General features: G+C 65.1%; 22 protein-coding genes and 2 pseudogenes. 5 read left to right on the top strand and 19 right to left on the bottom strand.

What is annotated here, in order from left to right:
• Positions 1-3: 3 nt before the first annotated feature.
• Positions 4-693, bottom strand: a complete 690-nt coding sequence (locus J7367_RS02545; protein WP_005914341.1) for an ABC transporter ATP-binding protein — start codon at positions 691-693, stop codon at positions 4-6.
• A gap of 376 nt (positions 694-1069) precedes the next feature.
• Positions 1070-2291 (bottom strand): annotated as a pseudogene (locus J7367_RS02550) (efflux RND transporter periplasmic adaptor subunit).
• A 466-nt stretch (positions 2292-2757) separates the two neighbouring features.
• On the opposite strand from J7367_RS02550, the gene J7367_RS02555 reads away from it, so the two are divergent.
• The 3 genes from J7367_RS02555 to J7367_RS02565 all read left to right on the top strand — a co-directional run bounded on the left by J7367_RS02555 (position 2758) and on the right by J7367_RS02565 (position 5631).
• Complete coding sequence (locus J7367_RS02555; protein ID WP_057660625.1) at positions 2758-3939, top strand: sensor histidine kinase; 1182 nt, start codon at positions 2758-2760, stop codon at positions 3937-3939.
• An 84-nt stretch (positions 3940-4023) separates the two neighbouring features.
• A complete protein-coding gene (locus J7367_RS02560) occupies positions 4024-4626 on the top strand; it encodes a response regulator transcription factor (protein WP_003486570.1) in 603 nt (200 codons plus the stop codon).
• A gap of 216 nt (positions 4627-4842) precedes the next feature.
• A complete protein-coding gene (locus J7367_RS02565) occupies positions 4843-5631 on the top strand; it encodes a ThuA domain-containing protein (protein WP_057660623.1) in 789 nt (262 codons plus the stop codon).
• A 221-nt stretch (positions 5632-5852) separates the two neighbouring features.
• Here J7367_RS02565 and J7367_RS02570 read toward each other — a convergent pair whose 3' ends face one another.
• From J7367_RS02570 to J7367_RS02620, 11 genes are all read right to left on the bottom strand, one after another.
• Positions 5853-6395 (bottom strand): cytochrome b, encoded by a 543-nt coding sequence (locus J7367_RS02570; RefSeq protein ID WP_039731897.1) that lies wholly within the window; start codon positions 6393-6395, stop codon positions 5853-5855.
• On the bottom strand, positions 6392-7483 hold the full coding sequence (locus J7367_RS02575; RefSeq protein ID WP_057660621.1) for a catalase family peroxidase: 1092 nt from the start codon (positions 7481-7483) through the stop codon (positions 6392-6394). The genes J7367_RS02570 and J7367_RS02575 overlap by 4 nt, the downstream gene beginning before the upstream one ends.
• A gap of 48 nt (positions 7484-7531) precedes the next feature.
• Positions 7532-8236, bottom strand: a complete 705-nt coding sequence (locus J7367_RS02580; protein ID WP_244672247.1) for a hypothetical protein — start codon at positions 8234-8236, stop codon at positions 7532-7534.
• A gap of 260 nt (positions 8237-8496) precedes the next feature.
• A complete protein-coding gene (locus J7367_RS02585) occupies positions 8497-8808 on the bottom strand; it encodes a hypothetical protein (protein ID WP_244667808.1) in 312 nt (103 codons plus the stop codon).
• Between the two features lie 201 nt (positions 8809-9009).
• Positions 9010-10380, bottom strand: coding sequence for a leucyl aminopeptidase family protein (locus J7367_RS02590; RefSeq protein ID WP_057660617.1), 1371 nt, complete (start codon positions 10378-10380; stop codon positions 9010-9012).
• A gap of 39 nt (positions 10381-10419) precedes the next feature.
• Positions 10420-11157 carry an HAD family hydrolase gene (locus J7367_RS02595; RefSeq protein ID WP_057660615.1) on the bottom strand — a complete coding sequence of 246 codons (738 nt, stop codon included), beginning with the start codon at positions 11155-11157 and terminating at the stop codon, positions 10420-10422.
• A 100-nt stretch (positions 11158-11257) separates the two neighbouring features.
• Complete coding sequence (locus J7367_RS02600) at positions 11258-12364, bottom strand: AI-2E family transporter (RefSeq protein WP_007966979.1); 1107 nt, start codon at positions 12362-12364, stop codon at positions 11258-11260.
• A 576-nt stretch (positions 12365-12940) separates the two neighbouring features.
• Positions 12941-13327: a hypothetical protein gene (locus tag J7367_RS02605; RefSeq protein ID WP_057660612.1), complete on the bottom strand. Its 387-nt coding sequence runs from the start codon at positions 13325-13327 to the stop codon at positions 12941-12943.
• A complete protein-coding gene (locus J7367_RS02610) occupies positions 13324-13809 on the bottom strand; it encodes a phage holin family protein (RefSeq protein WP_007970119.1) in 486 nt (161 codons plus the stop codon). The genes J7367_RS02605 and J7367_RS02610 overlap by 4 nt, the downstream gene beginning before the upstream one ends.
• A gap of 3 nt (positions 13810-13812) precedes the next feature.
• On the bottom strand, positions 13813-14175 hold the full coding sequence (locus J7367_RS02615; protein ID WP_007966985.1) for a hypothetical protein: 363 nt from the start codon (positions 14173-14175) through the stop codon (positions 13813-13815).
• A gap of 116 nt (positions 14176-14291) precedes the next feature.
• Positions 14292-15728 (bottom strand): Do family serine endopeptidase, encoded by a 1437-nt coding sequence (locus tag J7367_RS02620; RefSeq protein WP_005914355.1) that lies wholly within the window; start codon positions 15726-15728, stop codon positions 14292-14294.
• Between the two features lie 243 nt (positions 15729-15971).
• Between J7367_RS02620 and J7367_RS02625 the strand changes: the two genes are divergently transcribed.
• Positions 15972-16811 carry a hypothetical protein gene (locus J7367_RS02625; RefSeq protein ID WP_057660610.1) on the top strand — a complete coding sequence of 280 codons (840 nt, stop codon included), beginning with the start codon at positions 15972-15974 and terminating at the stop codon, positions 16809-16811.
• Between the two features lie 474 nt (positions 16812-17285).
• Here J7367_RS02625 and J7367_RS02630 read toward each other — a convergent pair whose 3' ends face one another.
• The 6 genes from J7367_RS02630 to J7367_RS02655 form a co-directional block, all read right to left on the bottom strand.
• Entirely contained in the window at positions 17286-17948 is a 663-nt protein-coding gene (locus J7367_RS02630) for a DUF3313 domain-containing protein (RefSeq protein WP_057660608.1), read from the bottom strand.
• Between the two features lie 64 nt (positions 17949-18012).
• Positions 18013-18300, bottom strand: coding sequence for a hypothetical protein (locus J7367_RS02635; RefSeq protein WP_057660606.1), 288 nt, complete (start codon positions 18298-18300; stop codon positions 18013-18015).
• Between the two features lie 377 nt (positions 18301-18677).
• A complete protein-coding gene (locus J7367_RS02640) occupies positions 18678-19862 on the bottom strand; it encodes an ATP-binding protein (RefSeq protein ID WP_057660604.1) in 1185 nt (394 codons plus the stop codon).
• Positions 19859-20524 carry a response regulator transcription factor gene (locus tag J7367_RS02645; RefSeq protein WP_057660602.1) on the bottom strand — a complete coding sequence of 222 codons (666 nt, stop codon included), beginning with the start codon at positions 20522-20524 and terminating at the stop codon, positions 19859-19861. Before J7367_RS02645 ends, J7367_RS02640 begins: the two co-directional genes overlap by 4 nt.
• A gap of 139 nt (positions 20525-20663) precedes the next feature.
• Positions 20664-21551, bottom strand: a complete 888-nt coding sequence (locus J7367_RS02650) for a TIGR01777 family oxidoreductase (protein ID WP_057660600.1) — start codon at positions 21549-21551, stop codon at positions 20664-20666.
• 206 nt (positions 21552-21757) lie between these two features.
• Positions 21758-22351, bottom strand: a complete 594-nt coding sequence (locus J7367_RS02655) for a DUF4142 domain-containing protein (RefSeq protein ID WP_057660771.1) — start codon at positions 22349-22351, stop codon at positions 21758-21760.
• Between the two features lie 118 nt (positions 22352-22469).
• Here J7367_RS02655 and J7367_RS02660 point away from each other — a divergent pair.
• Positions 22470-22655, top strand: a pseudogene (locus tag J7367_RS02660) (IS5/IS1182 family transposase); the annotation flags it as partial.

Below are 22655 nucleotides of genomic sequence, written 5' to 3' on the forward strand. Positions count from 1 at the left end.
CCCTTACAGTGCAAGCGGCGCGTCGGCCAGCTCGCCCTTGTCCAGATGGATGGTGTGGGTGGCGTATTCGGCGGCCTTGGGGTCGTGGGTGACCATCACGATGGTCTTGCCGTGTTCGCGGTTGAGCTCCTGCAGCAGGCGCAGGATTTCTTCGGCGTTGTGGCGGTCCAGATCGCCGGTGGGCTCGTCGCAGATCAGGAAGGTGGGATCCGAGACGATTGCGCGCGCAATCGCCACGCGTTGCTGCTGCCCGCCAGACAATTCGCTGGGCTTGTGGTTGCGGCGCTCCTGCAGGCCGACCAGGGTCAATGCAATCTCGGCATTGCGCTTGCGTTGGGCGGCATTGAGCGAGGTGAGCAGCAACGGCAGCTCCACGTTCTTCTGCGCGGTGAGCATCGGCATCAGGTTGTAGAACTGGAACACGAAACCGACGTGGTGACTGCGCCAGGTCGCCAGCTGACCGCCGCTCATGCGGTCGATGCGCTCGCCTTCGATCTCGATCTCGCCCCCGCTGGGGTTGTCCAGCCCGCCGATCAGGTTGAGCAAGGTGGTCTTGCCCGACCCGGACGGGCCCATCAACGCAACGAAGTCGCCGCTGGCAATTTCCAGATCGATGCCGTGCAGCACCTGCACCTGCTCGGGGCCGCGTTGGTAGGTCTTGGTGATGTTGCGCAAACTGACGAGAGCGGACATGGCAACTCCTGGCGGTGCGATGGAAGAGATGAAGCAGTGCGCAGAGCGACTGCGGATGTGATGCGGCACTGCAGTAACACGGCGAGCTGAAATGCGATGAAGCGATCTGGCGAGTGCAGGCAAGGCATCGACTGCTGTGGCGACCCATGTACGGCGCACATTGCCGATGCCTGAAACGTGCGTGCGACGACACTGGCTGAAAATGTTGACGGACATCGCGACTGCAGATGCGCAAGCACACAGTCGCTACCGCGTGACTGGATTTCAACCGCGTCTGTCGCAGCGCGGCGCAGGCGCCTGCACCACGGCCGTTTCCATCAACGCGCTGTTCCGTGCCCGCTGAGCGGTTGCTGCGTGCGCTGTATTTGGTTGTGCGTTACTCGGTCGCGTTCGGCTCTGCTTCGGTCACCTTGTCGCCATCCTTCAAGGCTTGCGGCGGATTCAGTACCACGCTGTCGCCCGCAGCCAGGCCGGAGAGCACCTGCCTGTCTTCGCCCATCACCCCGGTGGTGACGGCATGCGCGCTGACGGTGTTGTGCTCATCGACCACGAACGCGACCGTGCGCGTGTCGCGCTCCACCAATGCGGCGGCCGGGACGCGCACGCCTTGCGGCCTGGCTGCCTGCTGCGGTTTGGCCTGCTCCAGAAAGCTGACCCGCACACCCATTTCCGGCACGATGCGCGGGTCCTTGACCTTGAGCGCCACGCGCACCTTCACCGTGGCCTTGCCGCGGTCTGCGGTGGGGATGATGGCGATGACCTCGCCTGGGATCTTCCATTCCGGGTAGGCATTGAGCGCCGCTTCCACCGGCATCTTGGGTTGCACGCGGCCGATGTAGGACTCACCCACTTCCACCTCGATTTCCAGCGATTCCATGTCCACGATGGTGCCGATACCGGTGCGAGTGAAGCCGCCGCCGGCCGACAACGGCGAGACGATTTCGCCCGGCTGCGCTGCCTTGGCCGTCACTACGCCGGCAAACGGCGCGCGCACCACATTGAAGTCCGAACGGATACCGGCAATGGCCAGCTGGTCGGAGGCGACCTGCACGTTGCGCTGGGCGTTCTGCAGCTGCGCGCGCAAGGCATCGCGCTGCGCAATGGCCTGATCGTATTGCGAGCGCGACACCAGCTGCGCACCCACCAACGATTGCAGGCGCGTGGCATCGGCATTGGCCACCGCCAGTTGCGCCTGCATGTTGTCGACCTGGCTGCGTGCGGCCGACAACTGCGAGGCCGACAAGCTACGCTGCGCATCGGCATCGAGCGGGTCGAGCGTGGCCATCACCTGGCCTTGTTCGACGCGCATGCCTTCCTCGATCATCACCTCGCGCACCTTGCCGGTGACCTGCGCCGACACCGTGGCCATGCTCCTGCCACCACATAGCCGGAGGCGTCCAGCACCGATGCGCTGCTGCTGCCGGCGCGGTCTGCACCTTCACCACCGGGCGGCGCGTGAACCACCACGCGGCGGCGGCCAGCACGATGACGACGATCACTGCGGCGAGGATCCAGCCGGTACGGCGGACGGGCGGCGGCGTGGCGGGGCGCTGGCGGTCGATGCGGAGTTGCTTGAGCAGATCGGCGGAAGTGTTCATCGATGACCAGGACGGAAGGCTGCGCGAAATGTGACGGTCTGCGGGCGACGCCGCAAGCTGCCGGAAGTCACCAACTGCGCTGGGGCGACGAACGGTCGATGCGCCGATGCGCCGATGCCACCGCCAGATGGTGCGCAGCATGCGGTCAGCGCGGCGCGCTCACCAGTGACAGCTGTCATCTGCACACCATGACACCGGCGACTAGTGCGCCAATGCGGCGGGCGTCCATGCTGGTGGCTCCTCGGCAACCCGTGACCGGCATGCTTTCCTTGCATATACAGACCGCGCGTGTCTGGCTTGCGCCTGCGCAGGCGAATCGCAGCCTCGGTGGGCGATCGCATCGCAGCAGTCACCAGGAGCATGCATGAGGCCGCTCACCCCTGTCGTCCTGCACGCAGCTGCACGCAGCCGCACGCAGACGGGCCCGGCAGTGGCAAAATCCGCTCACCCACACGGATCTTCGCTGATGCGCCTCCGGTTTCCCGCATGGCTTCGTCCCGCCGCCAGTTCGCAGGTTGCCGCGCGGCTGGCGCAGGGGCAATCGCCGTGGATGGATAGCGTGCACCTGTTTTGGTCGGCCTGGGTGTTCGTGGTGCCGGCGTTTTCTGCGCGTGGCTACGATAGCACCTGGCTGTTGTGCACGCTGGCGTCTTACCCGGTGTTTGTGCTGCTCTACGCGCGCATGTTGCTGGCGCCACGCGGCACCTTGTACCGCTACGCCTGGGCGATGGCGGCGCTGAGTGCTGCCTTGCTGCCGGTGTATTCGGCGGGGCTCAGCTATTTCGTCTTCGCCTGCCTGACCTTGCGCCCCTCCACGCGGCATGTGTTGTGGCGGCACTTTGCGATGTTGCTGCTGATGAACGCCTTGTACCTGAGCTGGGCGCGCTGGCTCGGGTTGAGCATGCAGGCGCTGGTGTGGATGCCGGTGACGGTGCTGGGCATGGCGGCCGTGGGCGCGGTGTACAGCATCAACGAACGCAAGGACGCGTTGCTGCGCCTTTCGCAGGACGAAGTCCGTCGGCTGGCGGCCACCGCCGAACGCGAGCGCATCGGCCGCGACCTGCACGATCTGCTTGGCCACACCTTGTCGCTGGTGGCGCTCAAATCCGATCTGGCCGCGCGCCTGATCGAGCGCGACCCGCAGGCCGCACGCGACGAGATCGATGCGGTGGCGCAGGTCTCGCGCGAGGCCTTGGCGCAGGTGCGACGCGCGGTCACCGGCATCCGTGCGGCCGGCCTGGTTGCCGAACTGGCATCGGCGCGCGTGCTGCTGGACCTGGACGGCATTGCGCTGGAGCAACAACTGGAGCCGCTGGCGTTGCCGCCCGAGCACGAAACCGCGCTTGCGTTGGTCGTGCGCGAGGCGGCCACCAATGTGCAGCGCCACGCCCAGGCAAAACGTGTGCGTGTGCAGCTGCGCGCGCACGGCGAGCAGGCGGTGCTGGAGATCACCGACGACGGCCGCGGTGGCGTGATCGTGCCTGGCAACGGCCTGGACGGCATGCGCGCACGCCTGCACAGCCTGGGTGGCGCGTTGGATGTGCAGGCCCTGCCGCGCGGCATGCGATTACGCGCCAGTCTGCCCTTGCCGCGGCCTGCGGTCGTTGCCGCAATGCCGCCGTCGCCGGTGATGCCACAGTCGCTTTGATGCGCCCTGGTTGCGCTGCCAAGTGCACGGCATGCGTCGGCGCTGTTATCGTGCGCAACCGTTGCATGCATGCGAGCGCGACCGATGATCCGGGTGTTGTTGGCGGAAGACCAAGCCTTGCTGCGTGGCGCACTGGTGGCCTTGCTCGGGCTGGAGGACGATATTGCGGTGGTCGGCAGCGCCGGCGATGGCGAAAGCGCATGGCGCGAGCTGCAGCGCCTGCAGCCGGACGTGCTGGTCACCGATATCGAGATGCCCGGCCTGACCGGCCTGGAACTGGCGCAACGGATCCAGCGGCAGGCGCTGCCGGTACGGGTCATGATCGTCACCACGTTCGCGCGTCCGGGATTTTTGCGCCGTGCGCTGGATGCCGGGGTGGCCGGGTATCTGCTCAAGGATGCGCCCGCCGAACAACTGGTCGATGCGTTACGGCAGGTGCATCGCGGCGGGCGAGTGATCGACCCGCAGCTGGCCATCGATGCGTGGGTGGAAGCTGACCCCTTGAGCGAACGCGAACGGACCGTGCTGCGGCTGGCTGGAGAAGGGCGCTCCGCCAGCGAGATCGCCCAACAGTTGCAGCTCTCGCACGGCACGGTGCGCAATTACCTGTCCGAATGCATCGGCAAACTGGGCGTGGCCAATCGCATCGAAGCCTATCGCCTGGCGCGGCAGAAAGGCTGGTTGTAGCGCGACCGTTCGACGGATCGCGTCTGCGCGCGAGGGCCTTGGATTGCGGGGTGCGGCGTTGCTCGCAGAAGCGATGCGATCGCACCACGCTACAGCCACTGGAGCGGTGGCATCCGTCACATCGGCGAGCGATCCACACCGATACCAAATGCCCGCCAAAGCATGCCAGCCGCGCGCAGGTACACTGCACAGCATCGAAAACACGGCGAGCGATGCATGAAATCTCTGTGGCTGTCGGGCCTGCTGCTGGTGTGCGCCTTCAACGCATCCGCCGAGCAATTCAAGATATTGGTGGCTGCCATTCCCAACCAGTATCACCACGACTATATCCCCGTGGCCAAGCCGCAATTCGATGCGATGGCGCGCAAGCATTATGTCGAGATGGTGTGGGCGTGGAACGCCAAGGCGTTCGATGGCGACCTGTCGCAATACGCGGCCATCGTATTGCTCAATACGCCGGCCACCGATCTGGACCCGGCGCAGCGGGCCAACTTTCAAAAATACGTGCGTAACGGTGGCGGCGTGGTCGCGGTGCACAAGGCCTTTGCGATCAAACGCGGGGACTGGGAGTGGTACGACCACATGATCGGCCGCTCGTTCCGTACGCACCCTTACATGCAAACGGCGATGGTGGACGTGGCCGACGCCAATTTCCCGGCCACTGCCGGCCTGCCCAAGCGCTGGGTGTGGAGCGACGAATGGTACGAATACGATCCGCCCTACAGCGACGATCTGGTCACGCTGCTCACCGTCGACGAACGCAGTTATGACCCCACCTTGATCTGGCCGGGCCAGGTCGCCAAGGGCATGGGCAAACAGCACCCGGTGGCGTGGTATCACCACTTCGAAGGCGGCCGCGTGTTCGCTACCGCGCTGGGCCATCTGGCCGAAGCCTATAACGACCCACGCTACCTGGAGCATTTGTACGGTGGGATCTATTGGGCGGCGACCGGCAAGGGCATCGAATCACCTGCGCCAGCGCCCACAACAAAACCCCAGCGTTGAGCATTAGCCCTTCCCCGGCGGGAAGGTTGGAGTGAGGTGGGGGGCGAAGCCAGTCGCGTGGGCCTACTTCAACCGGCTGCGCGCGTACCCTCATCCGCCTCTGCGGGGCACCTTCTCCCTGAAGGGCAGACAATGTCCCGGGGAGAAGGAACTCCGTGCTGCCAGTGCGTGTAGCCGATCACCCGCCGAGCCGCATCAGCCCACCATCGGCCCCAACACCGTCACCGTACAGGCCGCTCCCCACGCGCCATGCTGGAAAACACGCCGTCGCGGCGCAACCAGGCATGGAACAAGGCCGCGCTCAGATGCCCCAGGACGGTGGCGAACAACAGATACGCCAGCCAGCCGTGCGCGCTGCGCAGCCAGGCGTACAGCGCAGGGTCGTGCGGTGCGATCGGCGGCAGGTTCGCGCCCGGCCACAGCACGATCGGGTAGCCGCCAGCGGACAACATCGCCCAGCCGATCAACGGCATGCCCAGCATCAACGCATACAGCAGCCAGTGCGAGGCGATCGCCGCGGCCTTCTGCCATGCCGGCAGGTCGGCCGGCAGCGGCGGCGGCCGGTTGCGCAAACGGTTGATCAAGCGCAGCACCGCCAGGATCAGGATCGCGATGCCCAGCGGGCGATGCAGATCGATCAACCACGGCCGCTGCGTCACCGAGGCCACCATGCCCACGCCGACGAACAGCATGGTCAGGATCATCGCGGCCATCAGCCAATGCAGCACGCGCGCCGGCAGATTGAAGTGGGTGCGGCGGCTCATTGGCGTGCTCCCTGGCCGGTGGCGGCGCTGCCTTGACCACTGGCGATCTCGCGCTCGCGGCGATTGAACGATTGCGAATACACCGACGAGCGCGCCGCCAGTATCGGGTCATTCGATGCGGCCAGACCCTTGGGCAAGATCAACGGGTCGTAATTGAGATCGCGACACGGGCCGGTGGCCTGCGGCTGCGCACGCTCGATCGAGAGCGTACCGGCCACGATCTGCTCGCGGCTGTCCGGCCACGTCTGCGACGGGTCGTCCACCGCATCGCCGGGCTCGGCAATGGTCAGCACCATGTCCCAACGCAACGGCCCGTGCGCCAGTCGCGCGTCCAGGTCGGTGGCGAGAAAATCGCCATCGGCCTGCCTGCGTTGTTCGGCGTTCAATTCCTTGAAAGGCGTATGCGGGCGCATCGACCAGCGGATGTAGCGTTCGCGCCCATCGGCGGCAATCGCGCGGAACGCGTTGACGCCGTTGTACTGCGTATTGGCCCAGCTGTCCGACCACGGCGCGGTCTTGGCCCACTGCTGGAACTTGGCCGCTTCCGGATACTGCTTGCCGAACGCCGCCAGTTTTTCCGGGTCCGGCTTGCCGGTGGCCGGGTCCGGCCTGGAGGCCACGTTGAGCGCCTGAAACCCGGCCGGTGTGGCGACCACGAAGAACGGGAAACTGTTCATCGCCGTACGCCATTCCTGCCCGTCGTCGCTGCGCAGCAGCAGCGCCATGCTGCGCACGCGCGCCTGCCCGTCGGGCCCGTGCGGATCGCCGCCGCCGATCGACATGCGCCCCAGCACCGGTGTGCTGGGCTGGCTGAAGATGCGTGCCGACGACAGCCAGGTGGCCTTGCCGCTGGACTGGAATTGCCCGCTCACGCACACGCCCTTGGTATGTGCGCGGCGAAAGCCCGGATGTGGCGGCCCGCTGGATTCGATGGTGTCGGTCATGCGTGCGGCAGTGAGCCGGTCGCCACCGATCCATCCGGCCGTCCAGGCGAACGCCAACGCAACGCCGCCGGCAATGGCGGGAATCCCCAACAAGGGCAGCACGGGGCTGCGCGCGTGCGGGGGCGAGGGAGGTGGCAACGTCATGGCTGGCTCCGGTGTGCTGCGATGGGCGGCATATTCACTGTCGCACCGCTACGCCTTCATCGCCGCAGCCGAGCACGCTTGATGCGCATCATCCGGAATAGACTGCCTTGTGCGCGTGATGAAACACGCTGCGAAGGGGTTCTGGAACGATGCGCATACCCCTGCTGCACGAGTTGAGCGGAAGGCGATCATTTCAGCGCTACTACGCATGAGTGGAGAAGCCGATGGCGTTTTAATAGACGTCAAGAGCTTCTGTTGTTGCTGATTGGCCTTGGGATGGAGAGCCAAGCTGTAGAGCAGTTCTGGGTTGGTGATTCTCACCAGTTCGAAGGTGTCACGGATGGCGCGGTCAATGCGCGGGCCGCCTTCACCAAGGATGGCCGCAGCTAGCGCCGGGACGATCAATCCAAGCAGCTCCGGAAGATGAGAAACGCGGCGCGCAAGTGCCTGCAGAGCATGCGCTCGGCGAAGATTGTGTGGCTCGGTTTGTGCAATGCCAAGTAGCTGACGAATCACATCTGCAGCCTGAGTCAGCGATCCTTCGGCCATCACGGCGACCGGCCAGCAGGCAACCGTCACGATGGGATTCGGTTCGCTTTGTTCGTGCGCAGCCTCAATCGCTACCTTGAGAAGGGCAGTGCGTTTGGCGCCAGAGGAGAATTCAGCGGCACGCGACAGCGCCTGGCACCGGTACCAGGGGTGCTTGATTTTTCGAGCGATCACGGCAGCGCCATCAGGGTCGTCAGGCGCCATGGCGAAGACGCGCCGTCGTCCTTGTATACCGGCCGTTGTAATAGGTAAGTCACTCATCGAGATCCGATGCCTTGATCAGTCAAGCGATGCTGCGGGCGACAGAGTTTCGCTCATCCGCCCCTCTTCATTGCGTATTTTCGCTGCGAAGCGGCGAAAATGATCAATCGAACATCGTCAGTAGTTCCTTGGCCAACGGATCAAACTCAGGCGAGAATGATGTTCGTGCGGTGTGGGGACCACTGTTGTCGCGCGGGTGAAACTCACTGGTTATGGCGGTCCCATACCGCCGTCGCTTGGCTAGTCGGCAAATGCGCCCATAGGTCATGGCGCGCATCTGCGGAAAGAAATGCGCCAAACCATGACCAGAACGCTTTGACGTCGAAGCGTTCCAGCGCAGGACTTTGGTAGCGGCCTGGTTCTGCCTCGCCCCGCGACGTGTTGAAGAGATACAGCACGTAGTACGGCGGCTCCATGCATGCGTTCAGGCGCCCGAATATTGCACGGTTTCCGCCGGGCATTGCCACGGTGTGGTCTGTAGATTCAACACCGCCGGATGCGAATGCGCGCGCCATTGCCCGCCTTCCGGATGTCCGAGTCGGTATATGCGTGTCTGTTGCATTGACTGAAGCAGCTCGCCGTAGTGAGGCCTTGATGAGATCGGGCAATGCCTGGCGTGCGTTTGGATGTGATGCCTGGGGCGCGAGGCAGCCTAGACAATGCCATTCGATCCTAGTTACCGGGCGAGCGAACGCTGATTGCAGCGCTCGCCGCGCTCAACCGCCGTAGCGTTGCTGCAGCATCGCGAACGCCGAGCGCAGTGCCAGCGCTTCGCCGCCGGCGGGACGGCCAGGGCGGTCGCTGTCGTTCCAGGCGTAGACATCCAGATGCGCCCATGGCTGCCCGGGTGCCACGAAGCGTTCCAGATACAGCGCGGCGGTGACGGCGCCGGCCATGCGCGAGCCGGCGTTGGCCATGTCGGCCACATGGCTGTTGAGATAACGCAGGTACGGGCGCCAGAGCGGCATGCGCCACACCGGGTCGCGGGTCTGCTCGCCGGCACTGATCCAGGCCTGCGCCAGCGCATCGTCGTTGGCGAAGAGCGCCGGCAGGTCCGGGCCCAGCGCGATGCGTGCCGCGCCGGTGAGCGTGGCGAAATCCAGGATCAGATCCGGGTGCTGCTCGGTGGCATAGCTCAGCGCATCGCACAGCACCAGGCGGCCTTCGGCGTCGGTGTTGTCCACCTCCACCGACACGCCGGCGCGGGTGGTGATCACTTCGCCAGGGCGGAATGCATCCGGACCCACCGCGTTCTCCACTGCCGCAATCAGCAGCGTCAGCCGCACCGGCAACCGCTGCGCCATCACTAACCCGGCCAGCGCCAACGCATGCGCTGCGCCGCCCATGTCCTTTTTCATGTTGCGCATGCCATCGGCCGGCTTCAGATCCAGCCCGCCGGTGTCGAAGCACACGCCCTTGCCGACCAGCACCAGATGCGGATGCGCCGTGTCACCCCATTGCAACTGGATCAGTCGCGGCGCGCGATGCGAGGCGCGCCCAACGGCATGGATGGTGGGGAAGTTCTGCGCCAGCAAGGCATCGCCGACGATCGCATCGACCTGTGCGCCATGCGCCTGTCCCAGCGTGCGTGTGGCCTCTTCCAGATGCTGCGGGCCCATGTCTTCGGTGGGCGTGTTGACCCAGTCGCGCACCTGCAGGCACGCCTGGATCAGCGCACGCGTCTGTGCCGATGGCATTGCAGCCAGTTCGGCCGGCGCGCGCGGCACCTTGCGATAACGCGAAAAGCGATAGGCGCCCAATCCCCAGCCCAGATGCAGCAACGCCTGCTCGGCATCGCTCAGCGGGTTGGCCAGCGTCCAGCGGCTGGCCGGCGGTAAGGCCATCGGCGCATGCGCGTAGGCGTAGGCATCGGCCCGGTCGCCGATACCCAGGATCGCCCCGGCCAGCCCATTGTCGCCCGGCAACAACAGCACGCTGCCCGGCGCGGCATCGAAACGCTGTGCCTGCGCCCACGACAGCACGCGGGTGGGCTGCTCCGCGCACCAGCGCGTAAAGCCCTCGCGGTCGAGCACATACAGCGGCAAGGCTGCGGCGTTGGGATCGATGAAACCGGTGAGGTGCGACATGGAAATCCTCGAGTGCAGCGCCTTGCGCCGCGCAGTGGCTCAGGCGGGAAGGGTGATGCCGGCATTCATAGGGCCCGGATGCGGCTGCTGCGCGTCCAGCCAATCGGCCAGCCCGGTCATGCTGTCGAATTCCAGATCCGGCTGCTGGGTGGGGTGCGACCACACCGCGCCTTCGCGATTGATCCAGCAGGCGCGCAGGCCGGCATCCAGTGCGCCCAGCACGTCCATGCGCACGTGGTCGCCCACATGCAGCACCTGCGCGGGAGGCACCTCGAGCCGGGCGCACGCGGCCAGGAAGATACTCGGGTCGGGCTTTGCGCTGCCGTGTTCGCGCGAGCCCAGTTGAAACGCGAAATGGTGCATCAGCCCGATGCGCTGCAGATCGGCATTGCCGTTGCTGAGCGCGGCCACCGGCACATGGGCGGCAATGCGCGCCAGCGCGTCGAGCGCATCCGGGTAGCATTCCACCTGGTTACGCGCCGCATAGAACACCTCGTAGGCCGGCTCCAGCAACGCCAGATCGCCGCCGCTCTCGCGCAACGCCATTTCCAACGTCAACCGGCGCAGCGCGCTGAGGTCGTGATGCAGGTGCGGGTTGTCGACAAAGCTGCGCTCACGCAGCTCGCGCATCGCCTCCACCGGAAAGCGCTCGGCAGTGACCGGGCTGTGCTCGCGCATCCAGTCGTACAGCACCCGATCGATCCTCGCCCCGATCGGCGCAAAGGGCCACAACGTATCGTCGAGGTCGAGGGTGATGGCGCGGATGTGGAAGCTCATCGCACGATTGTAATGCCGGGAATGGAGAGTCGGGAATCGAGAATGGGTAGAGCAGCGCCTCTGCTCTTGCGATTCCCAACTCCCAATTCCCCATTCGCGGCTACTCAAGCAACCGCGCCCAGCGCTGCATCCCGTCCACCCGGCTCAACACCATCTTGATGCAGACCAGCAACGGCACCGCCAGCAGCAGGCCGACCATGCCCCACAGCCAGCCGAACAGCATCAGCGCCAGGATCAGCATCAGCGGTGAGATCGCCATGCGCCGGCCCAGCACGATCGGTGTCACCACCTGGCCTTCGATGGTGTGCAGCGCCAGGTACAGGATCGCCGGCAGCAGCGAGGACAAGGTGGTGCGGAATTCCACAAAACCCATCAGCAGCATCAGCATCACGCCGATCAACGGGCCGACATACGGTGCGAAATTCAGCAATGCGACCACCGTCCCCCACAGGATCGCTTCGGGCAGAGGAATCTGCAGGACATACAAAATACCGGCAAACACCAGCCCGACCAGCGTGTTGATCACGCTGATGGTAAGCACGTAGCGGGAGACCTCGCGTTCGATGTCCAGCATGATCTCGGTGGTGAACCGTTGCTGCTGCCGGTTCGGTAGCAAGGCGATCGCATGCCGCTGCAGGCTTTCGCCATACACCATGAAGAAGAACGTCAGCAGCACCACCGCCAGCACCGAGGCCGCCAGCTTTGGGGTGCGGACCAGTGCCTTGTAAGGGTCGTCCATCTGCGTGCGCACGATCTGCACGCCGCGCTGGCCTTCGCCACCGGCCGCGCGTGCAAAATTTTCCGCTGCCTGGTTGGCCTGCATCACCGGCTTGGTCAGATCGCGCACATCGCGCGCAATCTGGCGCATCTGCCGTGGTGCCTGTTGCACCCATTCGGCGGCAGGGCCGGCCAATTGCGCGGCCAGCGTGACGGTACCGGCCAGGCCAAGGCACAAGATGAGCAGGGCACCGAGAAACCGCGGGATGTACAGCTTGCGCAGACCCCGCAGGATGGGGTTGCCGATCAGCGCGAAAAACGCGGCCAGCATGATCGGAAGGATGATCGTCTGCGCCGCCCACAGCGTGTAACCAACGGCGAGCGTGGTCAGCACCACCAGCGAGGCCGGCGCGCGTGGGCGGGGCGCCGGTGCGGGCGGAAGCGAATCTGCCGCGGTGGCGGCATCCGGTGAGTCGACGGGAAGAGACATGCGCGCCCTGGCAGCAGACTGGCGTGCTGCCAGCGGTGCGCCATTATCGGCGCAATGCGTCAACGGCGCGCACAGGGCCTGTGGGCAGGATGTCAGCAAGCAAGGCTAGCCTTGCGAACTCGGCCGCATGTGCCCTTGTGCAGGTCGCGCGGCACAGATTCGGTCGTCGATGCGGGCTTGCCACTGCTCCCAGGGCCTGCCGAAAGCTTCTAACGTCGACCGCACGCCTGCTGCGCGCGAATGGCCGTCAGGCGTCAGCGCTATTGGCGACGAAAGAGCCATTCATGGCGCGCGATCCCGCATTTCAGAGCTGATATCCGCCAGCAACCGGCAAGCGGTTATCTAGCGGAAATAGACAGGGCGGATCTCCGCATCGCAGGTTCGTCGTGAGTTGTATTTCAACGAGTCGCCAAGCGCAGCACGCGCGTACTGCCTGCAGCGCAAGGATGAGACATGTCCAAGCGGCGGTCGCACATATTCCAACTGGCACTGGTGTGTCGATGCCTGCACAGGCCAATGCGCTGCGGCCAACGACGGCGGCCTGGCAAGACGCTGGCCGCCGTGAATACCGTCCGCTCAGGCGGCGCGATCGGCCGGCACCTGCACCACGGTCACCGGCGGGTCGGCTGCTGCAACTTCCTCGGCATTGTCTGCCGCACGTTCGGCCTGCTCGGAGGCTTCCTGCGCACGGTGCGCGGTGAACAGCGCGGAGAGGGTACTGATCATCTGCAGAAGCTTGGGAATGCCGCTAAGCTTGCTGGCGATGCTCCCCAGTGCCGCCTGCGGTTCATTACGGCCGGTGACAAACCCCAGCCCGAAGCCCACCGTCACGATGCGTAGCGGCGACCACCCGGCGCGCCAGGTCTGGCGTAGTTCGCTCCAATGCAGGCGCGTTTCCTGCGCACGTCCTTCGACCAGGTATTCGGCGCGTTCGACGCGTTGACGCAAGGTTCCAAACTTCATGGACGTGCTCCACTGGCAGGGGTCGCCGCATCATCGTCTTTGCCGGGGTCATCGAAAATACCGAGCTTGATGAGCTGACGGCGCGTTGCATTCATGCCGGTGTGGTCGAAGTAGAAGAACACGCGCCATGCCGCGATGCCGGTCACCAACAGACTCGCCAACGCAGTGAAAAACATCGCCTGGAACCACGACAGCCCGGCACGCTGCAGCAGGGCGATGATGGCACCGGCCAGCAACAACCACGATGAGGCACCGAACACCACGGCCACGCAGGCCCAGGCCAGCCCACGCCCGAATGCGCTGCGTGCCAGTTGCAGGTCGGCCGACACCAGCCGGCGCAAGGCGCGGCTGGTGTCCTTGGCCGAACCCAACGTGGCACGGCCGGCAGCGCCGACCGCACGTACGCTTTCGTCCAGTCCTGGCGTTTGCGCGCGCGCGTCTGGCGCGTCGGTTCCGTCAGCGGGAGAGGCCTGATCGCTCACGACTTAGTTGTCGTTGCTACGTGCCAGCTTGGCGATGACCCAGCCAGCGGCGAAGGCGACGCCGAAGGCGGCCAGCGGACGCTCGCGGATCAGATCGGTGGCGCTTTCCAGCAGATCATTGCCCTTGGCAACCAGGACGTCGATCTGCTCCTTGGCAGCGGCACCGCCGAACTCGGCAGCGGCCATGCCGGCCAGCGCGGTGTCGGACAGCTCGGCCTTGACGTTGGCGCGACCGAGCTTGAGCTCATCGCCAGCGGCACTGGTCGCACCCCTGACGGCTTCGCCGGCGGCGCTTGCAGCCGACTTCAGGTGGGCGCCGGCTTCGCTCAGGTTTTCCTTCAGCTGATCGGTATTGGTGGGGCTCATGCGATATCTCCTTCGGTCATTGATGGCAGCCGCCACTCACGTGCGGTCGAGCGGTAGCAATAGCATCGGGGGGGTGTAGGAGGCGTTAGTGGAAGCAACTTCAGGTACACATCGCGTCAACGCATCAGCGCGTCGTACTGCGCGTTGCCACGCAGGATCCGCACGACAAGCTGCTGCGGTTTACGCTGGAAATTGGCCCGCCAGCTGGCAAGGTCGGCGAACTCGCCCACGCTGCTGGCCACGATCACATCGCCGGCGACCAGGCCGTTGGCGGCAGCGCGACCGCCACGTTTGACCTCGCTCACCATCACCCCGGTGATGCCCGACTGACGCAGCGATTCGGGGAGATCGACGAAGGTCGCGCCGGTCAGGCGCGGGTCCAGCATGTCGCCGGTGACGGCGCGGTCCTGCTCTTTCAGCGTGGCCTTGAGTTTGAGCGGCTTGCCATCGCGACGGATATCCAGGGTCACCGCACTGCCAACCGCCTGCAGGCCTTCGTAGTTGTGCAGCGCTTCGGCGCTGTCCACGCGCTGGTCGTTGGCCGCCACCACGACATCGCCCGGCTGCACGCCTGCCGCCGCCGCTGCGGAGCCCGGCAACACCCGTGTCACCAATGCGCCGCGCAACGAATCCACCCCCAGGCCCTGCAGCATCTGTTGGGTGAGGTTCTGGGTCTCCAGGCCGAGCGTGCCGCGCACCACCACACCCTTGGTCACCAATTGCTCGACGACATTGCGCGCCAGGTTGGACGGAATCGCCAGCCCAAGGCCGATATTGCCGGCCATGCTGCCTTGCGGATTGAAGCTGGCGGTGTTGATGCCAACCAACTGGCCTTGCAGGTTGACCAGCGCGCCACCCGAGTTGCCCGGGTTGATCGAGGCATCGGTCTGGATGAAGTTCTGGTAGCCCAAGCCGCGAATCCCGCTGCGCCCCACTGCCGAGACGATGCCGGAGGTGACGGTCTGGGTGAAGCCGAACGGGTTGCCGATGGCCACCACAAAATCGCCCACGCGTAGCGCGTTGCTGTCGGCCAGTTTGATATCGGTGAGGTTGTCGGCCTTGATGCGGATCAGCGCAATATCGGTATCGGCATCGGAGCCGATGAACTCGGCCTTGACCGTGCGTCCGTCGCCGAGCGTCACCTGCACGTCGTCGGCGTTTTCGATGACATGGTGATTGGTCAGCACATACCCTTTTTGCGCGTCGATGATCACGCCCGAACCCAGCGATTCGTTGATGCGGTCCTGCGGCACCTGCGGAAACAGCCGGCGCAGGATCGGGTCGTTGAAAAACGGGTTGCGGACGCGCACCACCTGCTTGGTGTTCACGCTCACCACCGCGGGCATGGCCTGCTGCAGCATCGGCGCCAGCGACGGCACAGGCTGGCCGGCCACCGCCGCCGGCAATGCGGCGGCCGTTGGCAGAGTAAAGGCGGCGTTGCTGGGGGGCGTGGCTTCGGCGCGATTGTCGAGCCAGGCGTTGATGCCGGTGGCGGCAAATCCGCCGAAGGCAGCGGCCAGCGAAAGAGTCAGCAGGGTAGGCAGCGGTCGCATGGAACGGATTCCGGGTTACGCGGTGGATGAGGAATAGGGCGTCTGACTACGTAAATCAAGCTGAACGAGAGTGCCTGCGTGCAATTTAACTGCTGGTGAAAGTGCCGCACATCCCTTGCCCTGATTGCGTTGACAGCCCGACAGGCCGGGCGTAGCGTCCGCTTGATCCGATGCCTGTTCAGCATGTTGCGTGCCGTCGCGCATCGCCTAAGTTTCCCGCACTGACGCCCTTAAGGAGGGTCTATGAGCAACGGCAATGGTGTAACGGCAACCCTGTCCGACGCCGTCGATAGCGTAAAAAGCACCGCCACCGAGTTGACCGAGACCATCGCCAGCACCGCCAGCGAGGCGGTTGCCAGCGTGCAGGAGGCTGCAGGCACGGCGGTGGAAGAGGTCAAGACGCAGGTGGCGAAAGCGCGCAAGGCGGTGGTCAAGGTCGAAAAGAACGTGGCCAGGAACGCCGGCACTGCGGCCACCGCAGTCAAACGCAGCGTGGCCAAGACCAAACGCTCGCTGGCGGCTACCAAGGACGCTGCCAAGGACAGGCTGGTCGCCACCAAGGAGGCCGCCAAGCAGAAGCTCACCGCCACCAAGGACGCGGCCAAGCAAACGTTGACCTCGACCACGCAGGCCGCCAAGCAGAAGTTGAGCAGCACCAGGGCCGCGGCCAAGAAGAAGATCACCGACACCAAGGCCAATACCAAGCGCAAGCTGGAAACCGCCAAGGCCAATGCCAGGGCCGAAGCGGCCGCGCTGAGTGCCAAGACCGCCGCCAAGAGCGCCGCACGCAAGACCGCCGTCGCAACGGTGAACGCGCGCACGGCAGCGAAGAAGGCAACCGCCAAGCCGGCGGCAGCGAAGAAGGTCTTGGCCAAGCCTGCAGCCAAGAAGGCGCCGGTCGCCAAGCAAACCGCGACCAGGCAGGCCGCAGTGACGAAGGCCCCGCTCAAGAAGGCCGCGACCAAGACCGCGTTGAAGAAAGCCGCCAAGGTGACCAAGACCCCGGCCACGCGTGCCGTGGCAAAGACCACCGCCGCGCGCAAGGCCGTGGGTAAAAAAGCGGCAAAGCGCGTCACGCGTTGAGGTTGTCACGCTGCGGCTCAGGGTGAGTTGCCTGGGCCGCTAGGTGGCGTGGGAGGCGTGCAGCGCACGCGCCATGTGCCATGTGCCATGAACCATGTGCAATGTCGAAAAAGCCGGCGCTGTTTTCACGGCGTCGGCTTTTTTGTTGCAGCGGCTTTGACTCACGCCCCTCTCCTGCGGGAGAGGAATTGGGCTGAGGGTACGGAGCGATGCCATACGCGTTGTCGAACAAGACGAGGCTTCGCCACCAATCCACACCAACCAGACGAGCTTGTCAGGGAACCTCATCCACCCCCGCGTGGCACTTTCTCCTCCACGAGGAGAACAATGGCCCGGTAAAAGAGGGCAATGCCGCTGAGCAAAGCGGCCAACCCGGTGATGACCCTGCACTGCGCGAGAGCATTGCCCGAAAGAATCGCGTGCGAGCACTCCGATAGGCACAGGCATCGCGCATGCAGCAAGAAGGAGCGAGGCCTAGCGCATGCCATCGACAAATTGTTTCGCACCCAGGCGGATTCCTGCCTTGGCCGCGTCATAAGCACCGAGGCTGGCCTTGATGTTCATTGCGTTGGGGTATTGCTTTTCGACATAGGCCGCCAGCAAGCGATCGCTTGACGCGTCGAAGATTTCCACTGCATAGCTGACCGAGCCGGAGAAGGCGCCTTCCTTGCCACGCGCGGCCTGCACCGCGTTGTAGGAGCCGCCGCCGATATCGACCTTCATGAAGGTGCCGAGCACCCGTTTGCTGGGTTTGGCGCCGGTCAAGGTGAGCCGCACACGCAAGGTGTCGGGCCCGATGGAGGTGGTGGGCTGCCAGCGCTCGCCAATTGCGTCGCCGAACTCGCGTTGCATGAGCTCGGCAAGCATGCGTTTGTCCTGCTCGGGCACGTCTTCGAATTGCGCATCCGGGCCGCGGTAAATGCTCACCGGTTCGACCAGTGCGGTGCGATATCGCGACCAATCCACGTCGCCGTGATACGCGTACGGCATGCGGTCGCCGCGGCTGCCATCGTGCGGCCGCAGGTAGCTCGAAGATGACAATTGGCGATAGGGCATGGGGCGGGTGCTGGCGCAGCCGATCAGGCTGACGCTGACAACGGCCAGTGCGCAGTATCGAACGAATGAAGAAGCCGACATGGGGAACTACCTGTAGGAAGGAGGCGGATGGTTGCAGTTGCAGCGCGCTGGCGTGACCTGATGCTCAGTGCATCAGAAAGCTGGCAACCGCTAGCCCGAATACGACCGCTGCGGCGGCGAACAACACGCCGCTCTTGGCCAAGTGCTGCAGGCGGCGGGTGTCGCGCGCGCTGCGGATATCCGGCAACGCGCACCAGATGTCGCGGTTACGCGTGCCGGTAAAGCCGCAGCGAAATTCCGACACGACAGGCAGTGGCAGCGGATGCGCAGCGACGGGGTCGTTGGCGGCGCGCTGCACGACCGGCGACAGCGCGCTGGGGAGGTGTTGGGTGAAACGGATCGAGTGAGGCATCACCAGGCATCCTTGATGCGTGCGGTGAGTGCACTGTAGGCAAACGAGTTTGGGAACTTATTGGATCACCGCGACGACCGCGCACCTGGCGAAAGCGCGATACGCCGTGCACCACGCAATGGTGTCGGCATGAGAGTGACTACCAAAACAGAGCGAGCAATGGTCAGGTGGGTGTGGACGGCGCTCGCACACCCCACTGTACGCGTCAGATAGGCCGTCTCGCGCTGGTCGCACTGGGCCTGTGCGTGCGCACCCGCGGCTTCCACGTGCCGCTGCTGGTACATGCCGCGCCGAGCGCCGGCCGCGCCAGCCCGTGGTTGCGCAGTCGTTTGGTTAGCCGCTTTTGGGAGTGCTCTCGCGCTGCAGCGCGGGCAGATTCAGGCCGCGCTGGCGGAGTGGTCGCCGGCAAACACCACGAGGACGCACAGCCCGCGTCCATCGTTGCCGTCGCCGGCTTCGATCGTGGCTCCGTGCAGGCGCGCAATGCCGGCGACCAGCGACAACCCGATTCCACTGCCCTGTACCGTGCTGCCGGGCACGCGATAAAACCGCTCGAAAATAGAGGCCCGCGCGCTTTCGGGCACACCGGGGCCGTCATCGCTGACCTGCAAGAAGGGGTGCAGTACGTCAGCGCGCAAACAATAGCCGCAGCTCACTTCCACCTTGCCACGCAGGCGGCCATAGCGGATGGCGTTGTCGACCAGGTTGCGGATCAGAATGCCCACTGCATCCACATCGCAACGCAGCAGGCAGGGCGATGCCTCAACCTGCAGCTGCATCTGGCGCGCATCGGCCTGCACGCTGAATTCGTCCAGCACATGCGAGATCAGCTCGCCCATTTCGACTTGATGATAGGTGGCTGAACTGATGCCGGCATCCAGTCGTGCCAGATCCAGCAATTGTTCGGCCAGCCGATTACTGCGACGCGCGGTTTCCAGCAGTTGGCGCAGCGCGGCGTCCTTGGCGTCCAGTGTCGGCGCGCGCAATGCGACCTCGGCGTAGGCATGCAGTGCCGAGAGCGGCGTGCGCAGTTCGTGCGCGGCATCGGCGACGAAATCGCGTTCGGCCTGGACGGCTTGTTCCACCCGCGCCAGCAAGGTGTTGAACGAAGCGATCAGCGGGCGAATTTCGTCGGGCGCCTGTGCCAGCGGCACCGGCTCGGTATCCAGGCCGGTGCGTTGCGCGATGGCGCCGGACAACGCGCGCAGCGGCCCCAGCGAGGTCCGCACGGCCCACCACATCAATAGCCCCAGGATGCCCAATTGCACGGTGTTGAGCACCACTGCGATCAGGGTCTGCTTCACGCTCATGCGCGAGGATGGGTTGCCGATCGGGGTCGGCGTGGCTGCCGCGTCGGGCGGCTCTGTCTGCCTATCGAAGCGGTGCTGGAGCGCGTCGGGCAAGGTGGCGATCAGTTGATCGCCGAGCAGGTTGAGTTCCTGCTCGAACACGCTGTGATGTCCCTGGGTGACCAGTGCGACCAGGATCCACAGAGAGGTGGACCAGCTCAGCAGAACGATCGCGGCCAGCGCCGCCAGCATGCGTGCCTGCAGCGACTTCATTCCGGGGTCTTTCCGACCATATAGCCCTGGCCATAGACGGTGGAGATCAGCGCATCGCCCAGCTTGCGCCGCAACTGGTGCACATACACCGCGATCATGTTGCTACCCCCTTCGGATGGGCCGCCATAGATGCCTTCTTCCAGCTGATCCTTGGTGACCACGCGTCCGGCACGTTCCATCAACGCCAGCAGCAGGCGGTATTCGTGTGCGCTCAGCGCCACCCATTTGCCGTCCTTGGTGACCTTGCGGCTGCCCGGATCCAGGCAGACGTCGCCGTGGCTGAGCAGGGGCACCACGCGGCCCTGGCTGCGCCGGGTGACTGCACGCAGCCGTGCCATCAGCTCGTCGAACTGAAACGGCTTGACCAGATAATCGTCGGCGCCGGCGTCCAGACCGCGGATGCGGTCGGTGAGCTGGCCACGCGCGGTCAGCGCGATCACCGGGGTGGCATCGTAGTGGCTGCGCATGAACCGGATCACGCTCAGCCCGGACTCGCCCGGCAGGCCGATATCCAGCAATACCGCACTGTAGCGGTGGTCCACCAGCACCGTCTTGGCGGCATTGGCATGACCGACATGATCGACGGTCCATGACTGCTGACGCACACCGTCGCAGATGGCGCTGGCCAGCATGGTGTCGTCTTCGACGAGGAGCAGATGCATGGGTGTGCTGCCGTGCGCAGGGTTCAGTCCGAGATCCGCAGCACTGTCGGTGATGAAGTTTGGGCAAATATTAGTGCATGGCCGAACCGCACACAGGCCAGGCCATGCATGCCGTTCGGTCCCGTTTGGTCAGGCCCGCTCAGCGCTGCAGGATGGCGCGCAGCGCAGCGTCCAGGTGGAGGTACTGAAAGCGGAAGCCGGCATCGAGCGCGCGCTGCGGCAGCACGCGCTGGCTGATCAGCAGCAGGTCGGCCATCTCGCCGAAGCCCAGCCGCAGCAAACCGCCCGGCAATGCCAACAGGGCGGGGCGGTGCAGCACCTGGGCCAGCGTGCGTGCGAAGTCGGCATTGGTCACCGGATTGGGCGCCGTCGCGTTGTAGGCGCCAGGCTGGCCTTGCTGCAGCAACCACAGCAAGAGCGCGACCATATCGGCGCGGTGGATCCAGCTCATCCAGTGCCTGCCATCGCCGAACGGTCCACCGCCGCCGAATCGGAATGCCGGCAGCATGCGGGCCAGCGCGCCGCCATCGCGATCCAGCACGATCCCGGTGCGCACCCAGCTCACCCGCGGGCCGAGTGCGGCGATGGTGTTGGCTTCGGCTTCCCAGTCGCGGCACAGCACCGCGGAAAAGTCATCGCCGGCGGGCTCGGCTTCGGTCAACGCAGTATCGCCACGTTCGCCGTAGTAGCCCACCGCCGAGCCGGAAATCAGTACCGAGGGGCGTTGCGCGGCCGGCTGCTGCGCGATCCAGGCCTGCAATTGGCGCGTGATGCCCAGGCGCGATTGGCGGAAGCGCTGCTTGCGGGCGTCGGTCCAGCGGCCGGCGGCCAGCGGCTCGCCAGCCAGGTTGATGACCGCATCGGCCTGGACCCCGTCCAGTGTGTGTACTGCGGTGATGCCCGGCAAGCTGCGCGTGGCGCGGTACGGATCGCGGGTCAGCACGCTGACCTGATGGCCGGCCTGCAGCAATGCCGGGAACAAGGCCTGTCCAATAAAGCCGGTGCCGCCGGTAATGAGCAGATGCATGCAGGGCTCCTGGCCGAATCGATGCGGCACGATAGGCCAGGATCCCGCCAAGCGAGGTGAAGCTGGCACGGGCATGCGGCTGTGCGCTGCGCCGCCAGCTTGCGGCGTGGCGCAGCTACCTTGACGGCAGCGGCGTGTGCTGCCTATCAAACGCAAACGCGCCGGACTGGCCGGCGCGTTTGCAGGCTGAGCGCTCGATCAGCTGCCTACTTGGAAGACGACACTGCGTGGGCACGTTCGAAATGCGCCGACACCACGCGGCGCGTCTCTTCCAGATGCTGCTTGACCGGCGCGCTTTCGGCGGCGGGCAGCAGTTCCGAATCGATGATCTTGATGGTGTCGCCATGGTCGATGACCATGTTACGCATGAATGCATTGCGGTACGCATCCTTGCCGTCCCGCAAGGTCAGCGTCTTGGACAGCGCGTCCACTGCCGCCTTGTCCTTGGCGCGCATGGCCTGTGTGCGCGGGCTCTCGGTCGCGCCAAGCGACGTGGTCTTTTCAAGGTTGGCTTCGTGGTCGTGCAGCATCTGCTGCGCGAACTCGCCGGTGGCACCGCCCAGATCCTGTGCGATGGCCTGCTTGGCGAGTGCGATCTCGTTGTCGTCGATTGCTGCCAGCACGCCCAGCACTGCGCTATCGCCCTTGGCCAACTCGGTCGCGCCGCTGCCGCTGACGGGCGCAGCCGTCGGCTCGGGCGACACCGCTGGCGCGGTGCGCAACGCATCGCCGCCGGGGCGATCGCAGGCAGTCAGAGAGAGCATGGCCAACAGCGAAGCGGTGATAAGCGTGAATTTCATGAAGATCCTGGAATGAATCGGCAATTGCCGACGTTGGAATGCAAAGGAGCCGCTAGGGAAGGTCTGATCAACTCACCGCAGATGCGCGACACTATCGCCTTATGTAGAGGATTCATCCATGCAGCTGACGTTCGGTGACGCTGAGGGCTTGGGCAAGCGTAAGCAGACCCGGCGCGAGATCTTTCTTGCCGAGATGGAGCAGGTTGTTCCGTGGCAGCAACTGCTTGCCCTGATCGCGCCGCACTATCCAGTGTCGGGGCGGCCAGGTCGGCAGCCGTACGCACTGGCGACGATGTTGCGGATT

This window comes from Xanthomonas sp. D-36-1 (genome assembly GCF_017746155.1).
In the GTDB taxonomy this organism is placed as follows: Bacteria; Pseudomonadota; Gammaproteobacteria; order Xanthomonadales; family Xanthomonadaceae; genus Xanthomonas; species Xanthomonas cissicola.